General features: G+C 61.6%; 17 protein-coding genes. 3 read left to right on the top strand and 14 right to left on the bottom strand.

Annotation, left to right across the window (positions count from 1 at the left end):
• Nucleotides 1-6: 6 nt before the first annotated feature.
• Nucleotides 7-1,668, bottom strand: coding sequence for a choline dehydrogenase (locus DZG07_RS19195; protein ID WP_245429659.1), 1,662 nt, complete (start codon nucleotides 1,666-1,668; stop codon nucleotides 7-9).
• A gap of 373 nt (nucleotides 1,669-2,041) precedes the next feature.
• On the opposite strand from DZG07_RS19195, the gene DZG07_RS19200 reads away from it, so the two are divergent.
• Nucleotides 2,042-2,875 (top strand): IclR family transcriptional regulator C-terminal domain-containing protein, encoded by an 834-nt coding sequence (locus DZG07_RS19200; RefSeq protein WP_119819727.1) that lies wholly within the window; start codon nucleotides 2,042-2,044, stop codon nucleotides 2,873-2,875.
• A 58-nt stretch (nucleotides 2,876-2,933) separates the two neighbouring features.
• On the top strand, nucleotides 2,934-3,755 hold the full coding sequence (locus tag DZG07_RS19205; protein ID WP_119819730.1) for an IclR family transcriptional regulator: 822 nt from the start codon (nucleotides 2,934-2,936) through the stop codon (nucleotides 3,753-3,755).
• Nucleotides 3,756-3,851: 96 nt separating this feature from the next.
• Here DZG07_RS19205 and DZG07_RS19210 read toward each other — a convergent pair whose 3' ends face one another.
• From DZG07_RS19210 to DZG07_RS19255, 11 genes are all read right to left on the bottom strand, one after another.
• The gene (locus DZG07_RS19210) at nucleotides 3,852-4,544 is read right to left on the bottom strand and encodes an EthD domain-containing protein (protein WP_119819733.1); all 693 of its coding nucleotides are present in this window, start codon (nucleotides 4,542-4,544) and stop codon (nucleotides 3,852-3,854) included.
• Nucleotides 4,545-4,719: 175 nt separating this feature from the next.
• Complete coding sequence (locus DZG07_RS23950) at nucleotides 4,720-4,896, bottom strand: hypothetical protein (protein WP_162931662.1); 177 nt, start codon at nucleotides 4,894-4,896, stop codon at nucleotides 4,720-4,722.
• Between the two features lie 471 nt (nucleotides 4,897-5,367).
• A complete protein-coding gene (locus DZG07_RS19215; protein ID WP_348626394.1) occupies nucleotides 5,368-6,063 on the bottom strand; it encodes an SDR family oxidoreductase in 696 nt (231 codons plus the stop codon).
• A 43-nt stretch (nucleotides 6,064-6,106) separates the two neighbouring features.
• Entirely contained in the window at nucleotides 6,107-6,634 is a 528-nt protein-coding gene (locus DZG07_RS19220; RefSeq protein WP_119819738.1) for a 2,4'-dihydroxyacetophenone dioxygenase family protein, read from the bottom strand.
• A 110-nt stretch (nucleotides 6,635-6,744) separates the two neighbouring features.
• Nucleotides 6,745-7,416, bottom strand: a complete 672-nt coding sequence (locus tag DZG07_RS19225; protein ID WP_119819741.1) for an RraA family protein — start codon at nucleotides 7,414-7,416, stop codon at nucleotides 6,745-6,747.
• Nucleotides 7,410-8,429: a C-terminal binding protein gene (locus DZG07_RS19230; RefSeq protein WP_119819744.1), complete on the bottom strand. Its 1,020-nt coding sequence runs from the start codon at nucleotides 8,427-8,429 to the stop codon at nucleotides 7,410-7,412. The genes DZG07_RS19225 and DZG07_RS19230 overlap by 7 nt, the downstream gene beginning before the upstream one ends.
• A gap of 24 nt (nucleotides 8,430-8,453) precedes the next feature.
• Complete coding sequence (locus DZG07_RS19235; RefSeq protein ID WP_119819747.1) at nucleotides 8,454-8,948, bottom strand: VOC family protein; 495 nt, start codon at nucleotides 8,946-8,948, stop codon at nucleotides 8,454-8,456.
• Nucleotides 8,949-8,999: 51 nt separating this feature from the next.
• Nucleotides 9,000-9,971: an ABC transporter permease gene (locus DZG07_RS19240; protein ID WP_119819750.1), complete on the bottom strand. Its 972-nt coding sequence runs from the start codon at nucleotides 9,969-9,971 to the stop codon at nucleotides 9,000-9,002.
• Entirely contained in the window at nucleotides 9,968-11,491 is a 1,524-nt protein-coding gene (locus tag DZG07_RS19245; RefSeq protein ID WP_197716882.1) for a sugar ABC transporter ATP-binding protein, read from the bottom strand. Before DZG07_RS19245 ends, DZG07_RS19240 begins: the two co-directional genes overlap by 4 nt.
• Before the next feature lie 93 nt (nucleotides 11,492-11,584).
• Nucleotides 11,585-12,619: a sugar ABC transporter substrate-binding protein gene (locus tag DZG07_RS19250; protein ID WP_119819753.1), complete on the bottom strand. Its 1,035-nt coding sequence runs from the start codon at nucleotides 12,617-12,619 to the stop codon at nucleotides 11,585-11,587.
• A gap of 26 nt (nucleotides 12,620-12,645) precedes the next feature.
• Complete coding sequence (locus DZG07_RS19255; protein WP_119819755.1) at nucleotides 12,646-13,509, bottom strand: SMP-30/gluconolactonase/LRE family protein; 864 nt, start codon at nucleotides 13,507-13,509, stop codon at nucleotides 12,646-12,648.
• A 137-nt stretch (nucleotides 13,510-13,646) separates the two neighbouring features.
• Between DZG07_RS19255 and DZG07_RS19260 the strand changes: the two genes are divergently transcribed.
• Nucleotides 13,647-14,423 (top strand): GntR family transcriptional regulator, encoded by a 777-nt coding sequence (locus tag DZG07_RS19260; RefSeq protein ID WP_119819758.1) that lies wholly within the window; start codon nucleotides 13,647-13,649, stop codon nucleotides 14,421-14,423.
• Here DZG07_RS19260 and DZG07_RS19265 read toward each other — a convergent pair.
• A complete protein-coding gene (locus tag DZG07_RS19265) occupies nucleotides 14,327-15,316 on the bottom strand; it encodes a hypothetical protein (RefSeq protein ID WP_119819761.1) in 990 nt (329 codons plus the stop codon). The genes DZG07_RS19260 and DZG07_RS19265 overlap by 97 nt on opposite strands.
• Entirely contained in the window at nucleotides 15,313-16,128 is an 816-nt protein-coding gene (locus DZG07_RS19270; RefSeq protein WP_119819764.1) for an NAD(P)-dependent oxidoreductase, read from the bottom strand. Before DZG07_RS19270 ends, DZG07_RS19265 begins: the two co-directional genes overlap by 4 nt.
• Nucleotides 16,129-16,179 lie beyond the last annotated feature (51 nt).

Genomic DNA, 16,179 nt, shown 5'->3' on the forward strand with positions numbered 1-16,179 from the left:
CCGGCGTCATGCGGCCTCACGGATCATGTCAGCGGCCTTTTCGCCGATCATGATCGTCGGTGCGTTGGTGTTTCCGCTGGTCAGCGTCGGCATGATCGAGGCATCGACCACCCGCAGACCCTGGATGCCGTGCACGCGCAGCTTGTCGTCAACGACCGCCATGGGATCGGTGCCCATCTTGCAGGTGCCAACGGGATGGTACACGCTCTGGCAGTCCTTCTTGATGTATTCGTCGAGATCCGCATCCGACTGCGCCTCCTTGCCCGGCGCGTATTCCTCACCGCGAATGTGGTCGAAGGCTTTCTGCGTCACGATTTCGCGCGACATTCGCAACCCATCGCGCAGCACTCGTAGATCGTCGGGCACAGATAGGTAGTTCGGGTCGAGCTCGGGAAGCACAAATGGGTCGTCGGACTTGGCCATGACGGTGCCACGGCTCTGCGGGCGCGAAATATTGAAGTAGGGCATGAAACCCTCTTCGGGGATGATGTCGCGGCCATGGTCGCGGTACATGATGTTGTTGAAGTGCCATTGAACGTCAGGAGCCTCGAGGTCCGGCCTGGTCTTCAGGAAGGACATGACCTCGACGCCGTGGCCCGCGACCGGCCCGCTGCCGGTGGTGTAATACTGCACGAGCGCCAGAGCCGCGGCGTAGGGCTTGGTGGCCTTCAGGAGCGAAACCGGTTTTGTCAGCCGTACCTTGAGCGAGCTTGCGACGTGGTCCTGAAGGTTGCGGCCAACGCCCGGCAGCTCGTGCTGGACCCTGACGCCGATGCGGCTCAGGTGTTCGGGGTCGCCTATCCCCGAGATTTGCAGAACCTGCGGCGAGTTGAAGGTACCGCCGCAAAGGATCACCTCCTTGTCGGCAAATACGGTCTTCTTCTTGCCGCCCTGGACAAACTCGACGCCGATTGCGCGACCGCTCTTCAAGAGAATCTTCGACACCATCGCCCTGGTGTGGAACGTCAGGTTCTTGCGGTGCTTGATGGGCGTGATGTAGCAGCGCGACACGCTCGACCGGACCCCGTCCCTTACGGTTCCGTCACACGGGCCAACGCCATATTGCTCGCCCGAATTCAGGTCGTCGTTGAAGGGATAGCCCGCCTGAATGCACGCGTCACGCCAAGCGACGCAGGGTTCGGCCAAGATGGGGTTCCGGGTCGTCTTCAGTGGACCGTCGAAGCCGTGGACGTTCTGATCGCCGCCACCGCCCCAGTTCTCGGCCCTTTTGAAATAGGGCAGGATGCTGTCATAGCTCCAGCCCATGTTGCCCATCTGCGCCCACTGGTCATAGTCCGTTCGGTGGCCGCGGGTGTAAATCATGCCGTTAACCGTTGTGCAGCCGCCTATGCTTTTGGCGCGCGGAACGAACATGACGCGGTTGTTCACATGTTTTTGGGGCACCGTGTGATAGCCCCAATCCAGGGCAAGCGTCTGCATTAGCCGGAAGTAACCCATCGGCATGTGGATCCATGGGCTCCTGTCCCATCCGCCGGCCTCGATAACGGTGATCTGAATATTCGGATCAGCGCTCAACCGATTGATTAGGACTGCGCCGCCCGATCCAGCGCCAATGATGACGTAATCTGCCATTGCGGCTCCTCCCTCGTGGTGCATAGTCCGCAGTGACCGAAACTCCTGCCCACGGTCGCCGCAGATGACTTGCACCAAACTTTCTCATCGTTTGCCATGGTCAAATCTCTTAGTCAATGATTAATATCATGCGCCAGTGATCGGAGGCATCAATGGGAGCGCTACTCGAAGTCGCATTCTGCCGCAGCGGCTCACGGGCATTACCCAGGCGAGCCGCCCGTGCTGTTGCACTCGAAGCCTCAAATAGGACGGCCGGCACTTCAAATTCGGTTGCCGCACGCCGGCGCGTCAAACTAGAACAACTGCAAAAACAGGTTTCCCGATGGGCGTGCAATGGATAACGACTATGTCTATCAACAATCGTCCAGCGGCCCTGGAAAGAACGTAACCCAGGGACTCCCGAAGCCGCTATTCGCGCCGGGGTCGAAGATGGAGGTGAGAAGCGATTATGGCCGGTGGAGCACGCGGAATACAATCGATCGAGGTCAGCGGCCGAATATTGCGGTCACTCGTAGAGGTTTGCGAACCGATGATGTTGAAGGATCTTGCGAAGGCTGCCGGCCTGGTGCCCGCCCAATGTCACGCCTACCTCACCAGTATGCGCCATGTCGGTCTTGTTCATCAGGAGATGGACACGGGCCTGTATCGCATGGGTCCCTTTGCAATGCGCCTGGGAATCGGCTGGCTTAGAAGTTCGCCGCTCCCCTCTGCGGCGATCCTCGAGCTCAAATCATTGACCGATGAGCTTGGTTTCATGTCTCTCATCGCCATCTGGGGAGAATTCGGTCCGACAATTGTGCATATCAATGACGGCCTGTCTCCAACAGCTCTGAATATTCGGCAGGGCACGCTTTTTTCCGTCACGGGAACTGCTACCGGGCGCGTTTTCGCGGCATTCGGAGACGCCGGGAATCTGGAAGGCCAGATCGCTTCGGAACTCCGCGGGGCCGCCCGCAGCCGCTCGCTAGGCCCTGCCCTGACCCGGGAAAACTTCGAAGCGCAGGTGCAACTGACCCGCAAGGTTGGATACTCCACCGCAAGGGGAGCACCCATCCCCGGGATCAACGCAGTGTCGGTGCCGATTTTTGACAAGGACGGCAAGTTCGCGTTTGTCGGTACACTGATCGGTCCGTCCCCAGAAATGGCAGTGGAAAGTGATTCAGCGGCGGTGCAAAGGCTGCTGGCGACCGCCCGGTCGATCACAGACGGATTTTCTAGCGCGGAAAAATCTCGAACCAAACAAGAGACGAGCCAGCTTGCGCAGGCGGGAGCTAGATTGTGACGCCGCGCGCGCAACGACAGCGCATCGACGGCGATGGGGCGATATCGCGAGGTTTGACATGATTCCTTTGACCAATGGCGACCGGGCGACGGACAAGAGAAGCGAAGGTCGCGGCGTGCAGTCGATCGAGTTGGGAGCGAAGCTGCTTTCCGTGCTCGCTGAAGAAGGCGAGCCCTTAATGCTGAAGGATCTTGCGCACGCTGCCGGCTTTGCGCCCGCACAGGCGCATGCCTATCTCGTCAGCTACCGAAAGATCGGCCTCGTTGACCAGGAGCTCCACTCCGGCCGGTACTTGCTTGGCAGATTCGCGCTGGATATCGGCATCACGCGCATGCGGACCGCCGATCCAATACGCCTCGCAAGCGAGGCCGTGCGAGAGCTTTCCGGGCGTACCGCTTTGAATGTTGCCCTCGTCGTCTGGGGATCGTTCGGGCCGACGGTCATCCAGGTCCAGGAGAGCGGAAGCCAGCTGAACATGAACACGCGGCCGGGCACGGTGTATTCCATGTCCAGCACGGCGAGCGGCCGTGTGTTTTCGGCCTTTATGCCGGAAAAGGTTGTCAAGGAGGCTATTCGGAAAGAACAACGCGAGCCACCCGGCAGCGGGCGGGTCGGGACGCACCGCTTCCTTTCGAAGAAGGATCTCGAGCAGATCCGCGCGTCCGGTTACGCATCAGTTGACAACCCTCCTGTACCGGGGATCAAGGCCATTTCGGCGCCGGTCTTCGATCACATCGGGCAGCTCGTGCTCGCAATCACCATCATCGGCCACGATGAATTGATGGATCGGAAATCGGAAAGCGATTTCATTCCCGCCCTGCTGGAAACCACCAAACAACTCTCTGCGGATCTCGGCTACAGCCACAACCTGCAGACATAGCGAGGCTAAAGCGGTCCATCTTGAATGGGATCGTGATCCTGGCCTTAGCGTGCGCGGGCCGGTGACCGCTCACGGATGCGAACCCAAGCGATTCCTTCAGACTATCTGGCGCGTTTCGACGAAGTAGGGTGTGATTTCGTCAAGGAAAACCAGCGCGTGCTTTTGAGTTTGCGCCACGATGTCGCTTGCGTACAGCGCCGCCGCTTCCTGCTTGTCGCGGAACCAGAATTCGACGATTCCGTCGATCGGCACCTCTTCATAGCTTGCGCTGATTGTTCGCTTGCCGTGATATCGGTCCACCACGACGTTCTGGACATATCCCAGGACATTCGGCCACTGCCGCACCCAGGAAGCGTGAACGTTTAGCCACTCGCGCCGGAATTGCTCGACGGATACTTCCGGAAGGCGCTTCAACAGAGTCATGCGCTTCACAAAGGGACCGTTTCCCAGGTTCAGCGGAACGACGACGTGCTTTTCGCAAGCGACGAGATGAACATCCTGCAGAAAGTCGACCTCGTCCTGCAAGGCGCCTGAAAACGCCGGGGAAGATACAGCCGACATCATGTCGTCGATGTTATCGAAATGCAGTTCGGAAAAGCCGTCCAGGTTCCAAGATCCGCGCGCGTGATCGATGCCAAACTGCTCCTTGTTCACAACGAGATGCTGATAGTAGGCGCGCAGCCCCGGAAACTTGGCCGCCAACGGGCCGTGCGAAATGCGCCAGTGCCTGTCGAACTCTTCAGGCGACAGTTTGGGGTTGCGTGTCAGCAAGCCAAAGCGGCTAATCATCTCCAGATCTCCTTTGCGTCTCAAAATTGGTCCAGGAAGCGCCGCACTACAGGCTCGCGTGTGGCGAGCCGCGCGCCTTGTCGAAGACGCAAAACCCCAAAGCTCTCGGTGGCGGGCAACAACCGCTCGGCTTCGGCCGGCCAGTATGTGCGCAACGCTTCACCTTCGACCGCGACTAGGTGGGCTTTTGCACGTAGCGCGCGATATCGACGCCCAGCCTGGACTCCCCATCGGTCATGTCCGAGACCATCTCCGCGAAGTGCTGCGGGCGGTAGCCGATCAACGGCACGTTCAGGCCGAACGTCCTCTCCAGCTCGAAAGTTTCCGCCGAAGCCAATCCGGTCAAAGGCATCGGTTGCAATCAATACGAGCTTTTCAACGCGGCTTTCCTCCCGCGAAACGATGTCAGAACGCGCCGAAGGCCATCTTTCAGCTGACGCAAGGTATCTGAATCATATTCGACATTGCCGAATGCGATTGCAATAGCAAAACGTCAAAATTTTCCTGATTTGACGATCCGGTGGTGGCGCGGCGCATGCTCGTCTCCGACGCGTCGGCTTCGTCAAAGAAGCGAGCGTCTTCCTTCAGGCCGGCATCCTCAAGCGTGACGGCGGCCCCAAGCTTCGCGACGTTGATCCAAACAAATGCTACCCTATAGTCTGCTACAGCTCGTCCTTATTTGGTGAGGATGGATCGGCTCGACCGAGCAACCCTCGGACGCCTATTGTAGGGCGAGCCATTTCACCGACACATCGCCGCCGCATCGTCTCGGTCCGAGCCTACCCGCCCGAAGTCAGCTTTCGGCTCGACTCCAATTCGCCTCTCAACTCGCGAGATAGCCGCCATCGACTGGCAGGATCACGCCGGTAATGAAAGCGGCAAGAGGGGAAGCCAGAAACAGCGCGCTCCCAGCCATGTCTTCGGGTAGGCCCCAGCGACCCAGAGGCGTCCGGCCAAGGATCGCGCTCGAGCGAACCGGATCGGAGCGCAGTGCTTCTGTCAAAGGTGTGGCGATCCAACCGGGGGCAATGGCATTTACCCTTATGCCGTCCGGCGCATAGGCTATGGCGAGCGATTTCGTCAATTGCGCTATGCCGCCTTTTGATGCGGCATAGCCTGGCACCATCCCGCCACCGAAGAAAGAAAGCATCGATGCGATGTTCAGGATCGTCCCTGAACCAGGCTTGAGCAACGGCCTGGATGCGGCAGCCACGCGCATCGCACCGTTCAGGTTCACATCCAGCACAGCTTCGAAAATCTCCGGATCGTGTTCCTGCCCCCGCCGGATGATGCCTGCGGCATAGATGACATGGTCGAGCGAACCGAGCCCGGCGACGCTGGCCTTGACCGCATCGCCGTCTCGCACGTCCAGGCGTACCGCTTCTGTACCCGGCGTCGCTGCGGCCGCTGCCCTCACCTCATCTTCGGTAACCCCGGTGATCGTCACGAGCGCCCCTTCCGCAATGAACGCGCGTGCAATGGCATTGCCTATGCCCGATGTCCCGCCGACGACAAGCACCCTGTTGTCCCTGAAACATCCAACCGGCCAGCCGCTCATGACATCACCGGATGAATTGATCGGCGAAATCGGCTCCCAGGCCGACTTCCGCGAAATGCCGGCGGCACATGTCTATCTTGGTGAATACGTCTTCGTAGCCTAGCGGTTTCCCCCAGGGGTCGACGTAGTACATGATGCCGTTTACCTGGAAATACGTGATCATTTCCTCGACGCCGTCAGGAACAACGAGAGTATGGGTCTCACCCGGGGGTTCGAAGACATATGAGCCCTCTTCTGCGACCCAGTCGTGCTCCAGGTAATGCCAGCGACCCTTCAGCACGAAACCGTGGACGGCATTCGGATGACGATGCCGGGAGAGAACCCCGGAACGGCGCACCTTCAGGAGGTTCATCCAATACCCTTGAGAGCGATTGAGGCACAGCGGACGGAACCAGACATTCTCCGCCTGCGGCACCCACAGCCGCTCATCGCTTGGAATGGCCTGCGGGATAACAATCTCCGCCAGGGCATCCGGCGGATTTGGCAGCTGGTATGGAATTCTTGGATCGGAATCCGGATTAACGGGTGGCATCGCGGTGCTATCCCTTCAACAATTCAACGAGGTCTGGCAGAGCCAAATGAAGCAGCCTAGCGCCCGGCCCGGTTCACCAGTCGATCCGATCAGCGAAGCATTCTTCAGGCTCAGATGCGACCGAATTCCGCAAGCAGGTCTTCGACGGTCTTACCCTGCTTCACCCAGAGGCGGGTGGCTTGTTCGCGATCGGCCTGCTCCTTGGCCAGTGCGACAACTTCTTCGGCACGCGCTCGCGGGATCACCACCACGCCCATCAGATCGGCCACGATGAAATCGCCCGGATTCACGACGACACCACCGCAAGCGATCGGCACGTTGATCGAAAGTTCCTCTTTGCGGCCAGAGAACATCGTGTGGGTGCCGCGCGGCGTGATCGCGCGCGTCCAGATCGGCCAGTTGATATCCTCGAGCTCATCGGTGTCGCGCCCTGCCCCGTCGACAATCATCGCGCGGATGCCGCGGTTTTGAGCCAGCCCGCCCATCAGCCCACCACAGACGGAGGTGTTCAGATCGCCGCCTGCGTCCACGACGATCACGTCACCGGGATGTCCCATCTCAAGCGCCTTCAGCGGATCGACCAGGTCGCCCTTCGACAGCTGTACGGTAATCGCCTGACCGCAGACCTTCGCACGAAAAGCCGGCTTGATGCCGCTGTCCATCACACCGGTGCGATACTGCACATCGGCGAAAACGGCCGCGGCGGAATAGCATTTGATGACATCATCGAACTTGGCCAGCAGATCGGGAGCGCGTTCGAAATCGTGAAACAGTTTCAGCATGGGACTGTCCTTTGGGCGCGTACGGCCAGCGCGTCGGCGTTCACCGGATTCTTGGGGGCTTGCCCTGTCAGCACGCGGGCAACTTCGCTCGCTGCTATTTCGCGAGCCGAGCGGATAGACTCTTCCGAGTAGTACGCGGAATGCGGCGTGACGATCACGTTCGGCAAGCTGAAGATCGGATTGTCGGCGGGCGACCAGACGGCCCTTTTGGCCGGTTCTTCCTCGGGATCGTCCAGACCCGCACCGGCAATCCACCCCTCTGTCAGAGCCTTGTAGAGCGCCTTGTTGTCGATGGTGGGGCCGCGCCCGGTGTTGACGATCAGCGCGCCGGATTTCATCGAGCGGAACTCGGATTCCGACAGAAAATGCTTGGTTTCCGGCGTCATGGGAACCTGCATCATGACCACATCGGACTGCGCCAGAAGAGTTTGCTTGTCCACCACGCGGGCGCCATGCGACTCGGCCACGCTTGCAGGAAGGTAGGGGTCATACACAACGATCTCGAGCCCGAAGGAACCGGCGCGTGCAGCGATGGCCTGCCCGATTTTCCCGAACGAGACGATGCCCATCACCTGCCCTCGCAGTCGGTGCAGCGGGGCGGCGGATTGCCACCGCCAGACGCCTTGATGGGTGGCGCGATCGTAAGGGAACAAGCCACGCGCGAGTGCCAGCCAAAGGCTGATGGCATGATCGGCGACCTCTTCGGTGCAGTAGTCACGCACGTTGGTGACGAGGATGCCCTTTTCAGTCGCGGAACCCACATCGACGATGTCGACGCCCACGCCATAGCGAGCGATGACTTTGCATTGCTGCATCGCCGCGATGGTCTTGGCGCCGACCCGTGCATACTGGTTCATGATGGCGTCGCAGTCGCGCGCCGCCTCCAGAAGATCATCTTCGCTCTTGGCCTGCAGCGCCACCACCTCGGCCCCGGCGGCCTCGAGGATGGCGCGCTCGATATCGACATTGCCGTAGTCGTAGTCGGTAATGACGACCTTGGGCTTTTTGCTCATGTTGTGATCTCTTTCCAGCCGCGTTCAGACATAGGCGCCGGCCGAATAGGTCAACTCGTAGGAGTGGCTGTAGAGTTCAAAGACATTGCCGAAGGGATCTTCGACATAGACCATGCGGTATGGTTTTTGGCCGGGATAATAATGGCGGACCTGCTGCATCCGCTGCTTGCCGCCCATGGATTCGATCAGCTTCACGCGCTCTTCCAGCTTCTCGTCCTGCAGGCAGAAATGGAACAGCCCTGGGCGCCAGTACTCGAAGGGTCGGGTTTCAGCCTTGGTCTGGGGAAATTCGAACAGCTCGATCCCGATGCCATCGCCGGTGGCAAGGTGGGCGATGCGGAAACTGCCCCAGCCCTCGCCGAACACGTCGTCGCACATCTGCCCGATGGCGCTCTGGTCGTGGTGGATCGTGGTGGGCGGCATGATCAGATAAAGCTCGAAGCACTTGGAGTAAAACTCCACGGCCCGGTCGAGGTCTGGCACGGTGATGCCAATGTGAGAAAAGGTGAGGGCTGCCATTGGGGGTCCTTTCAAGTCAAATAGAGGTTAAACTGGCTCGTGCTTGGCCGATCAGCGGACTGGGGTTCCTCCGCCGCGAGACAGGATGCGTACAATTTCGGCGCGCCACATATCGACACCCACGGCCAGAAGGATGATGAGGCCGAGGATGACGTTCTGGACGGCGGAGGGGGCGGCGTTCAGGTTCAGCCCGTTCTGCACGATGACGATGGTGAGCGATCCCACCAGCGTGGACAGGATGTTTCCCCTGCCCCCGGTAAGGCTGGCCCCGCCCACAACGGCGGCGGCAATGGCCTGAAGTTCCAGCGTCTGACCGTAGTTCGGCGAACCGGAGTTTAGCCGTGCCGCCATCAGGATCGCGCCAAGCGCCGTCATCACGCCGGCAATGGTGAACGTCAGGGTCTGCACCAATTGCACGTTGATGCCTGACAGACGCGCCGCCGCCGGATTGCCTCCGACGGCCATGATCTCGCGCCCGAGACGGGTGTGCACCATCATCACCGTGGCCCCGCCATAAAGTGCCACCAGATAAAAGAAGGGCAGCGGGATGCCGGCGAGCCGACCGTAAAACACAGCCTCGAAGTTTGGATCCAGCGAGAAGATCGGAGAACCCGCGTTGAACATCAGTGCAAGGCCGCGATAGGCGATCAACCCCGCCAGGGTAACGATGAAGGAAGGGATACGCCCCCACGCAGTCAGAACACCGTTTAACGCCCCCAGCACCACGCCTAGAACCAGGATGCCGAGCAGAGCCGGCCACAGGGGCAGACCAAAAGTCTTGACCAGAGTGGCCAGAACCATGGTCATCAGCGCGACCATCGAGCCCGAACTAAGATCGATCCCGCCCGCGAAGATGACGATCGTCGCTCCAATCGCGATTATGGCAACGATCGAAACCTGCATGGCCAGGTTGGCAAGGTTGCCCGAGTCGAGAAACCGGTCAGTGGTCAGCGCCACGACGAGCGCCACCACCACCATTGCGGCCAGGGGCCCGAAAAGCTGTGCGTCGAAGATACGTTTCATGAGGCTGTCCTTGTGCCGCTGGGCGCTTCGGCCGTGGCGGCGCGAACCAGATCGGCATGGTTCAAATCCTGTGGCGCGCAGATTGCGGTTATCGTGCCGTTGCGGACCACGGCAACGCGGTCGCTCATGGCCAGAAGTTCGTCGTGGTCGGAACTGATCAGGAGGATCGCGCAGCCTTGCGCGGTCAGGGCATTCATCAGCCGGTAGACAGCCAGCTTCGCCCCGATGTCGATGCCCTGCGTCGGTTCATCCAGGATCAGCACCCGCGCATGCGACATCAGCCAGCGGCCTATCACCGCCTTCTGCTGGTTTCCCCCCGAGAGGAAGCGGACCGATTTTCCCCCGGCGCCTTTCGACAGTTCCAGTTCCTTGGCAAACCGCGTGGTCTCGCGCGTTTCATGGCCAAGGTCGAGGAAGATGAACCGCGCCAGTTTCTTCAGGCTCGCGCTCGACATGTTCATGTGAGCGTCGAAATTGAAGAACAGGCCATCGGTCTTGCGGTTCTCGCTGACGAGCGCGAGACCCGCCGCAATCGCGTCGGCGGTCCCTCGTATTGGCAAGCGGGCGCCGTCCAGCCGCAGTTCCCCCGCACTGATCGGGTCCAGCCCGAACAGCGCGCGGGCGATCTCTGTCCGGCCGGAGCCGAGCACGCCGCCAAGGCCCAGCACCTCGCCCCGGTGCAAGGTAAAGGTTACGTCGCGGCTGCCATTCGGGCTAGTCAGGCCCCGTACATCCAGTAGCGGTTCGGCGGTGGCGTTGCGGGTCTTGGGGTAGTGGTCCTTCACACTGGCGCCAATCATCGCGGTGACGATTGCATCCACCCGTATGTCGGTCTGACCGGCCGCGCTCACCACGCGGCCGCCGCGCAGGATCGTCACTTCGTCCACGAGGGCCGTCACTTCGTCGAGGCGGTGCGAGACGTAAAGGATCGCGTGGCCCGCGTCGCGCATCCGGCGAAGAAGCCTATGCAGTTGAGCGATTTCGTCGAGGCCAAGAGCGGTGGTCGGTTCATCGAGGATGATCAGGCTGGCCTCGACTGCAACGGCCTTGGCGATCTCCACAAGCTGCTGCTGAGCCACCGAGAGCGTGCCGGTCACAGCCTCCGGGTCGATGGAGATACGAAGGCGCGCGAGAACGTCCTGCGCGCCGTCGCGCATGGCCTGCCAGTCGACGAAACCGCCCCGCCGCCGGGGCCAGCGCCCCAAATAGACGTTTTCAGCCACCGTCAGGCTGGATATGAGAGAGAATTCCTGGAACACGGTCGCTACGCCCAGGGCGCGGGCGTCAGTCGGACTGGCGATGGTGACGGGGCGGCCCTCGACGCGGATTACGCCCGAATCCGAGCGCTCCACCCCGGAGAGCATGCGGATCAGCGTGGACTTGCCGCAGCCGTTTTCTCCCAGAAGACCGTGGATGCGGCCACGCATCAGGCGAAGCGACACCTGGTCGTTCGCCAGCACGCCGGGATACGCTTTCGACACGCTGTCGATGTCCCATAGAGGCTGGTTGACGGGTTCCAATTGTTCAATCCACCGGAGAAAGGTTCGGCCGCCGCAGGTATCGCGGCGGCCGTTTGGCCGAGAGCTTGGGAGGTGCGACGCGGCCGTTGTGTCTTAATATTTCTTGGACGGTTGCGGATAGAGCTTCTCGGGCGCCTGCAACACCGGAACGACCGTATCCTTGTCGACGATCTCGGTCGGGATTTCGACCCAGCCGCCCGGGAATTTGTGGTCGAGCGCATCCAGGGTGACGTTCAATGCCACCTGTCCCATCACGAAGGGCACCGTGTTCACAGTGGCGGAAACGGTGTTCTCCGCGATCGCTTCAAGCCCGGCGGTGTCGCCGTCGTTGCCGAGGATGAGCAGATCGGTGCGGCCCAGCGCCTTGGCGGCATAGGAGGCCCCGATCGCCATGTTGTCATTGGCCGCGAATATCAAGCCGATCTCGGGATGAGCCTGCAGCATATCCATCGCGGCGGTATTGCCGCCTTCAACGTTCCACTTGCCGTCGATTGAAGAGACAATTTCCAGGTTGGCCTTGCCGTCGATGCCGTCTTTGAAGCCGCCGACACGCTCGGTCGAGTGATAGCCGGGTTGGCCTTCGATGATGCCGACCTTGACCTGCGCGTCGCCCACTTTCGAGGTCGCCCAGTCCGCAATCTTGTGGGTGCCCTTACGTTGGGCATAGCCGATCACGCCATCGATCGGCGTGGGGAAGTTCGGGATGTCGGAGTTGATCATCACAACGGCGATGCCCTTATCGATTGCCTGCTTCAGCAGCGGCGCGGCGGCGCCTTCGTCATGGGTGCCGAAGATGATGGCATCGACGTCCTGCGTCAGCACGTCCTGTATCATGCCCATCTGGCCGTTGATGTCGGCGCCCGACTGCGGGGCCAGCATGAATACCTCAACGCCCTTCTTCGCGGCGACCGATTTGATGCCCTCGCCAATGGCGATGTAGTAGGCGAATTCGGTGGCGGGCGGCATATAGGCGATGCGCAGCGGCCCTTCGGCTTTGACGATCGATTCTATCTTGGCCTGCGCGCCGTCGGCCAGCGGGACCGGCGCCGGATAGTCTTGCGCTGTCGCGGTCTGGCCGAAAAGAGCTGCCAAAGCCAGCGCCGCGGCGCCCTGAATGATGCTTCTCATGTTTTCCTCCCTGTGGTTGCTAAGGTTCAGCCGGCAAAGGGGGCGTCAGCGACCCCTTTGAAACCCGGACGGCTTGCGAAGAGCGCCCCGGAAAGCGGCGCATTGGCCACTTCCTCGGGCGACGACATAAGCCGCGATGTCGTGATAAACAGCGTTGAAAGATCAGCGCCGCCGAAGGCGCAGCAGGTAGCCTTGGGCACGGGCAGCGCTATGCGTTGAGTGATGCGCCCGGCCGGCGAGATGCGCACGACCTGGCCACCTTCCCATTCGGCATTCCAGACTCCGCCTTCGGCATCGACACAAGACCCGTCCGGCAGGCCTGGCTCGGCTGCCATGTCGGCGTGGACGCGAGCGGGACCAAGCCCGCTGTCGCCATAGGCATAGAGGCGGATCGTCTTCTCGGTCGTGTCAGTGAAGAACATCTCCGTCCCCTCGGGCGAAAAGCAGATCGAGTTGGCGCAGGCGACGCCCTCGATCAGTTGCTCCACACCGCTGCCCGCATCGATGCGGATGACGCTGCTGTCAGCCGAACCCGTGCCTTCGTTCATGCCGCCCACGATGAACCGGCCCTGCCGGTCGGTCCGGCCGTCGTTCAGGCGGGTATGTGGGTTTTCGGGTTCGAATTCGTGCAATACGGTTTCGCGCTCCATTGCGGCGGACCAGAGCTCGACGCGATTGGCAAAGGCCATGATCCACCCGCCCTTTGCCCGGGGCGCGAAGGCGCAAAGGCGCGCCGGAAGGGCATGGCTGCCGCTCTGGCCGGTGGCGGGGTCGTGCCACCACATCGCCTGCCCGTGGATATCGGTCCACCACACGCGCCGGTCGGCCGGGTTCCACAAAATCCCTTCGCCATGGATGTTGCCACAATCGACGACGAGTTCGGCCTGCACTCCCTTCTCCTCCCAAGCGAATCATCGGAAGCTATCTGCCATCTGGTATGCCAGTCAAGAGCGATTGTGAAATAGGCAGGCTCTTTGACAACTGGTGCACCAAATCCCATACTGACGGGAAGGATCGAGGACACCGCATGCCCGTATTGAAACGCCCGCCTTCGCTAACCGCATTGGCCACGCAGCACATCCGCACCATGATCATCAAGGGTGACATTCCGTTGGGCGCTGCCATCTCGGAGCGCGGGATTTCCGCCGAACTGAAGATCTCAAAAACCCCGGTGCGCGAAGCCCTCGCCCAACTGCGCCAGGAGGGGCTGGTCACCATCGTTCCGCAATCCGGCGTGCGGGTTTTTACGCTTTCCGCCCGCGAGGTGCGCGCCATCTGCACATTTCGCAAGGCACTGGAGTCAGCGGCACTGCAGATCGCTTTGGCCGACAACCCCAAAAATCTGCTGCGCGACCTCGAGGCCATCGAGGCGCGAATGCAGAAGTCGCTGGGCAAGGGCGACGTGCGGGCTTATCTCGACCTGGATACCGAGTTCCATCTGGCCTTCTTTGCCAATTGCGGAAACTCCTACCTGCAGAACGCTTACGGACTCTACTCGGGCAAGATCGCCGCCTTGCGCACCCATCTGGCCGCGATGCCGCAGCACACGTCGCTGTCACTGCAGGAACATGGCGAAATCGTCCGCTCCGTTGGCAAGGGCGATGTACCAGCGCTGGTTGACGTGCTGGAACGCCACATTGGCCGTACGCAGGAAACCTATGAGATCGGCGTGGAAGACATCTCGTGGCCTGATGGCCGCCGGGTGCCTCAGGCCAACCCGATCCGGCGGGATACGGCCGCCTCCGGCCCGGTCAGCAAAAGCGTGTCTAGATCCAGGCGGCCCATGCCGTCGGGCGTGCGGTGACCGTAAAGTTCAACCTCGCCATAAGCGCCGAACCGGCCTTCGTCATAAAACAGTGACGCGAACTGCCCGGTCGCCTCTGCATCCTGCGGCAGGGATTCCGGATAGTCCGCGATCCGAGCCGTGACTGGGATGTAGAGGACGGCGACGGCCGAAGGTCCCGGCCCAAGGAAGCCAATCCGCCCGCCACCCACCGCCGCTCGGTGATGCGCCGTCTTGAAGAAGCCCGGACCCTGAAACGGCACGCGCCACCACCCACCCTTGGCCAACAGCGCCGCGCCCGGCGGGCTGCCGAAGACAGCCTGAGCGCGCGCGCCTTCGACGGCCTCAAGAAACGCTGTTCCGACAGGCTGCACCTGCCGCACAAGCCATGGCACCAGCGGAAGCGGCGGCCCTGAAATCTGGCGCAGCTCAATGTGCTGCCGGTAACCGACGATAGTCACGCCTTCCTCGGTCCGCTCGGGCAATGGCTGGATGTCGCGCGATACATCCACGACCACCGACCCTCGGCCGTTTGTCAGGGGGACTTCCGCGGCCAGCGCCAGACGAACTCCCTTGCCCGCCGCGTGCAGGCGCCAGCGGCCGGGGTCGAAGGCTGCATCGACGCGGTAGGTTTCCAGCAGACGCGCGGGATCGGCGTAGTTGAACAGGCCCTCGGGCGCCAGCCAGATCCGCTCGCCGCCGATATTCCAGGCTCTCTCGGCCAGCGCCGCCTCAAGGTCCGCAGCGTTGGGCGCCCAACCCAGCGCGTCCTCGCCGTCAATGAAAGGGCCGTAGACGCGCCCGCCCCGTTCACTGACGAGAATTTCGGCCCGCTGCCCCAGCGCCATGCGGCGCGCGGGATGGCCATGGGCCGCCAGTTGCACATCCAGTGCCTCCAGTTGCAGGGCGCTCACCACCCAGACCCCGTCAACTTGGCCACCAGCCGGGGCACACCCACCTGCGCAAGCCAGGCGCCGAATTCCTTGAACCCCACCCGAAGCGGCAGCTGCGCTGGCGCGCCGTCCTGCGGCGTGAACCCAAGCACCGCTCGCGTCTCGTCCAGCGACCAACGCATGCCGGGGTTGTTCGACATCAGGTTCACCACGGCGAACCCTTTGACCACTGCGGTCGCTGCCGCGGTCATACCATCAAGGAAATCGCGATCCGACAGCCACATCAGCTGTCCCCACCGTCCCATCGCCATGTGGGGGCCGGGCTTGTTGTCATGCGTCCACTGCGTCCAGCCGATGCGGACGCAGACCACGCTCATGCCATGCGCGGCGGCGTAGTGCGCCCCGATCCGTTCACCCATCAGTTTCGACATGCCATAGGGGTTGACCGGCATCGGCACGGTATCCGCGCCGAGACGTTCCTTGCGGAAGCGGTATCCGCCCACCACCCAGTTCGAGCTTGCAAAAACCATACGCGGCACGCCCGCACGGCGGGCCGCTTCGAACAGGTTGAGTACGGCATCCATGTTGTGCGGAATGACCGTTTTCCACTGTGCATCCGGGGATCTGTCGGCAGCCAGATGGATGATGGCGTCCTGGCCTCGCAACAGGCTCTCCAAGCGATCGTCCAGCCGCGACAGGTCGACGGCAACGATCGGCACCGGGCGGTCGGTCGCTGCCAGATCCAGCCCGGTCACCTCATGCCCCAGCGACTGAAGATGTGCCGAGAGCTTCGATCCCAGATGCCCGGCAGCCCCGGTCACGACGATCTTCATCGCCCTTCCCTTCCATAGCAAAAGGCCGCCGATCCGCTGCCGGACTGGCGA

The sequence above is a fragment of the Mesorhizobium sp. DCY119 genome (assembly GCF_003590645.1).
In the GTDB taxonomy this organism is placed as follows: Bacteria; Pseudomonadota; Alphaproteobacteria; order Rhizobiales; family Rhizobiaceae; genus Mesorhizobium_M.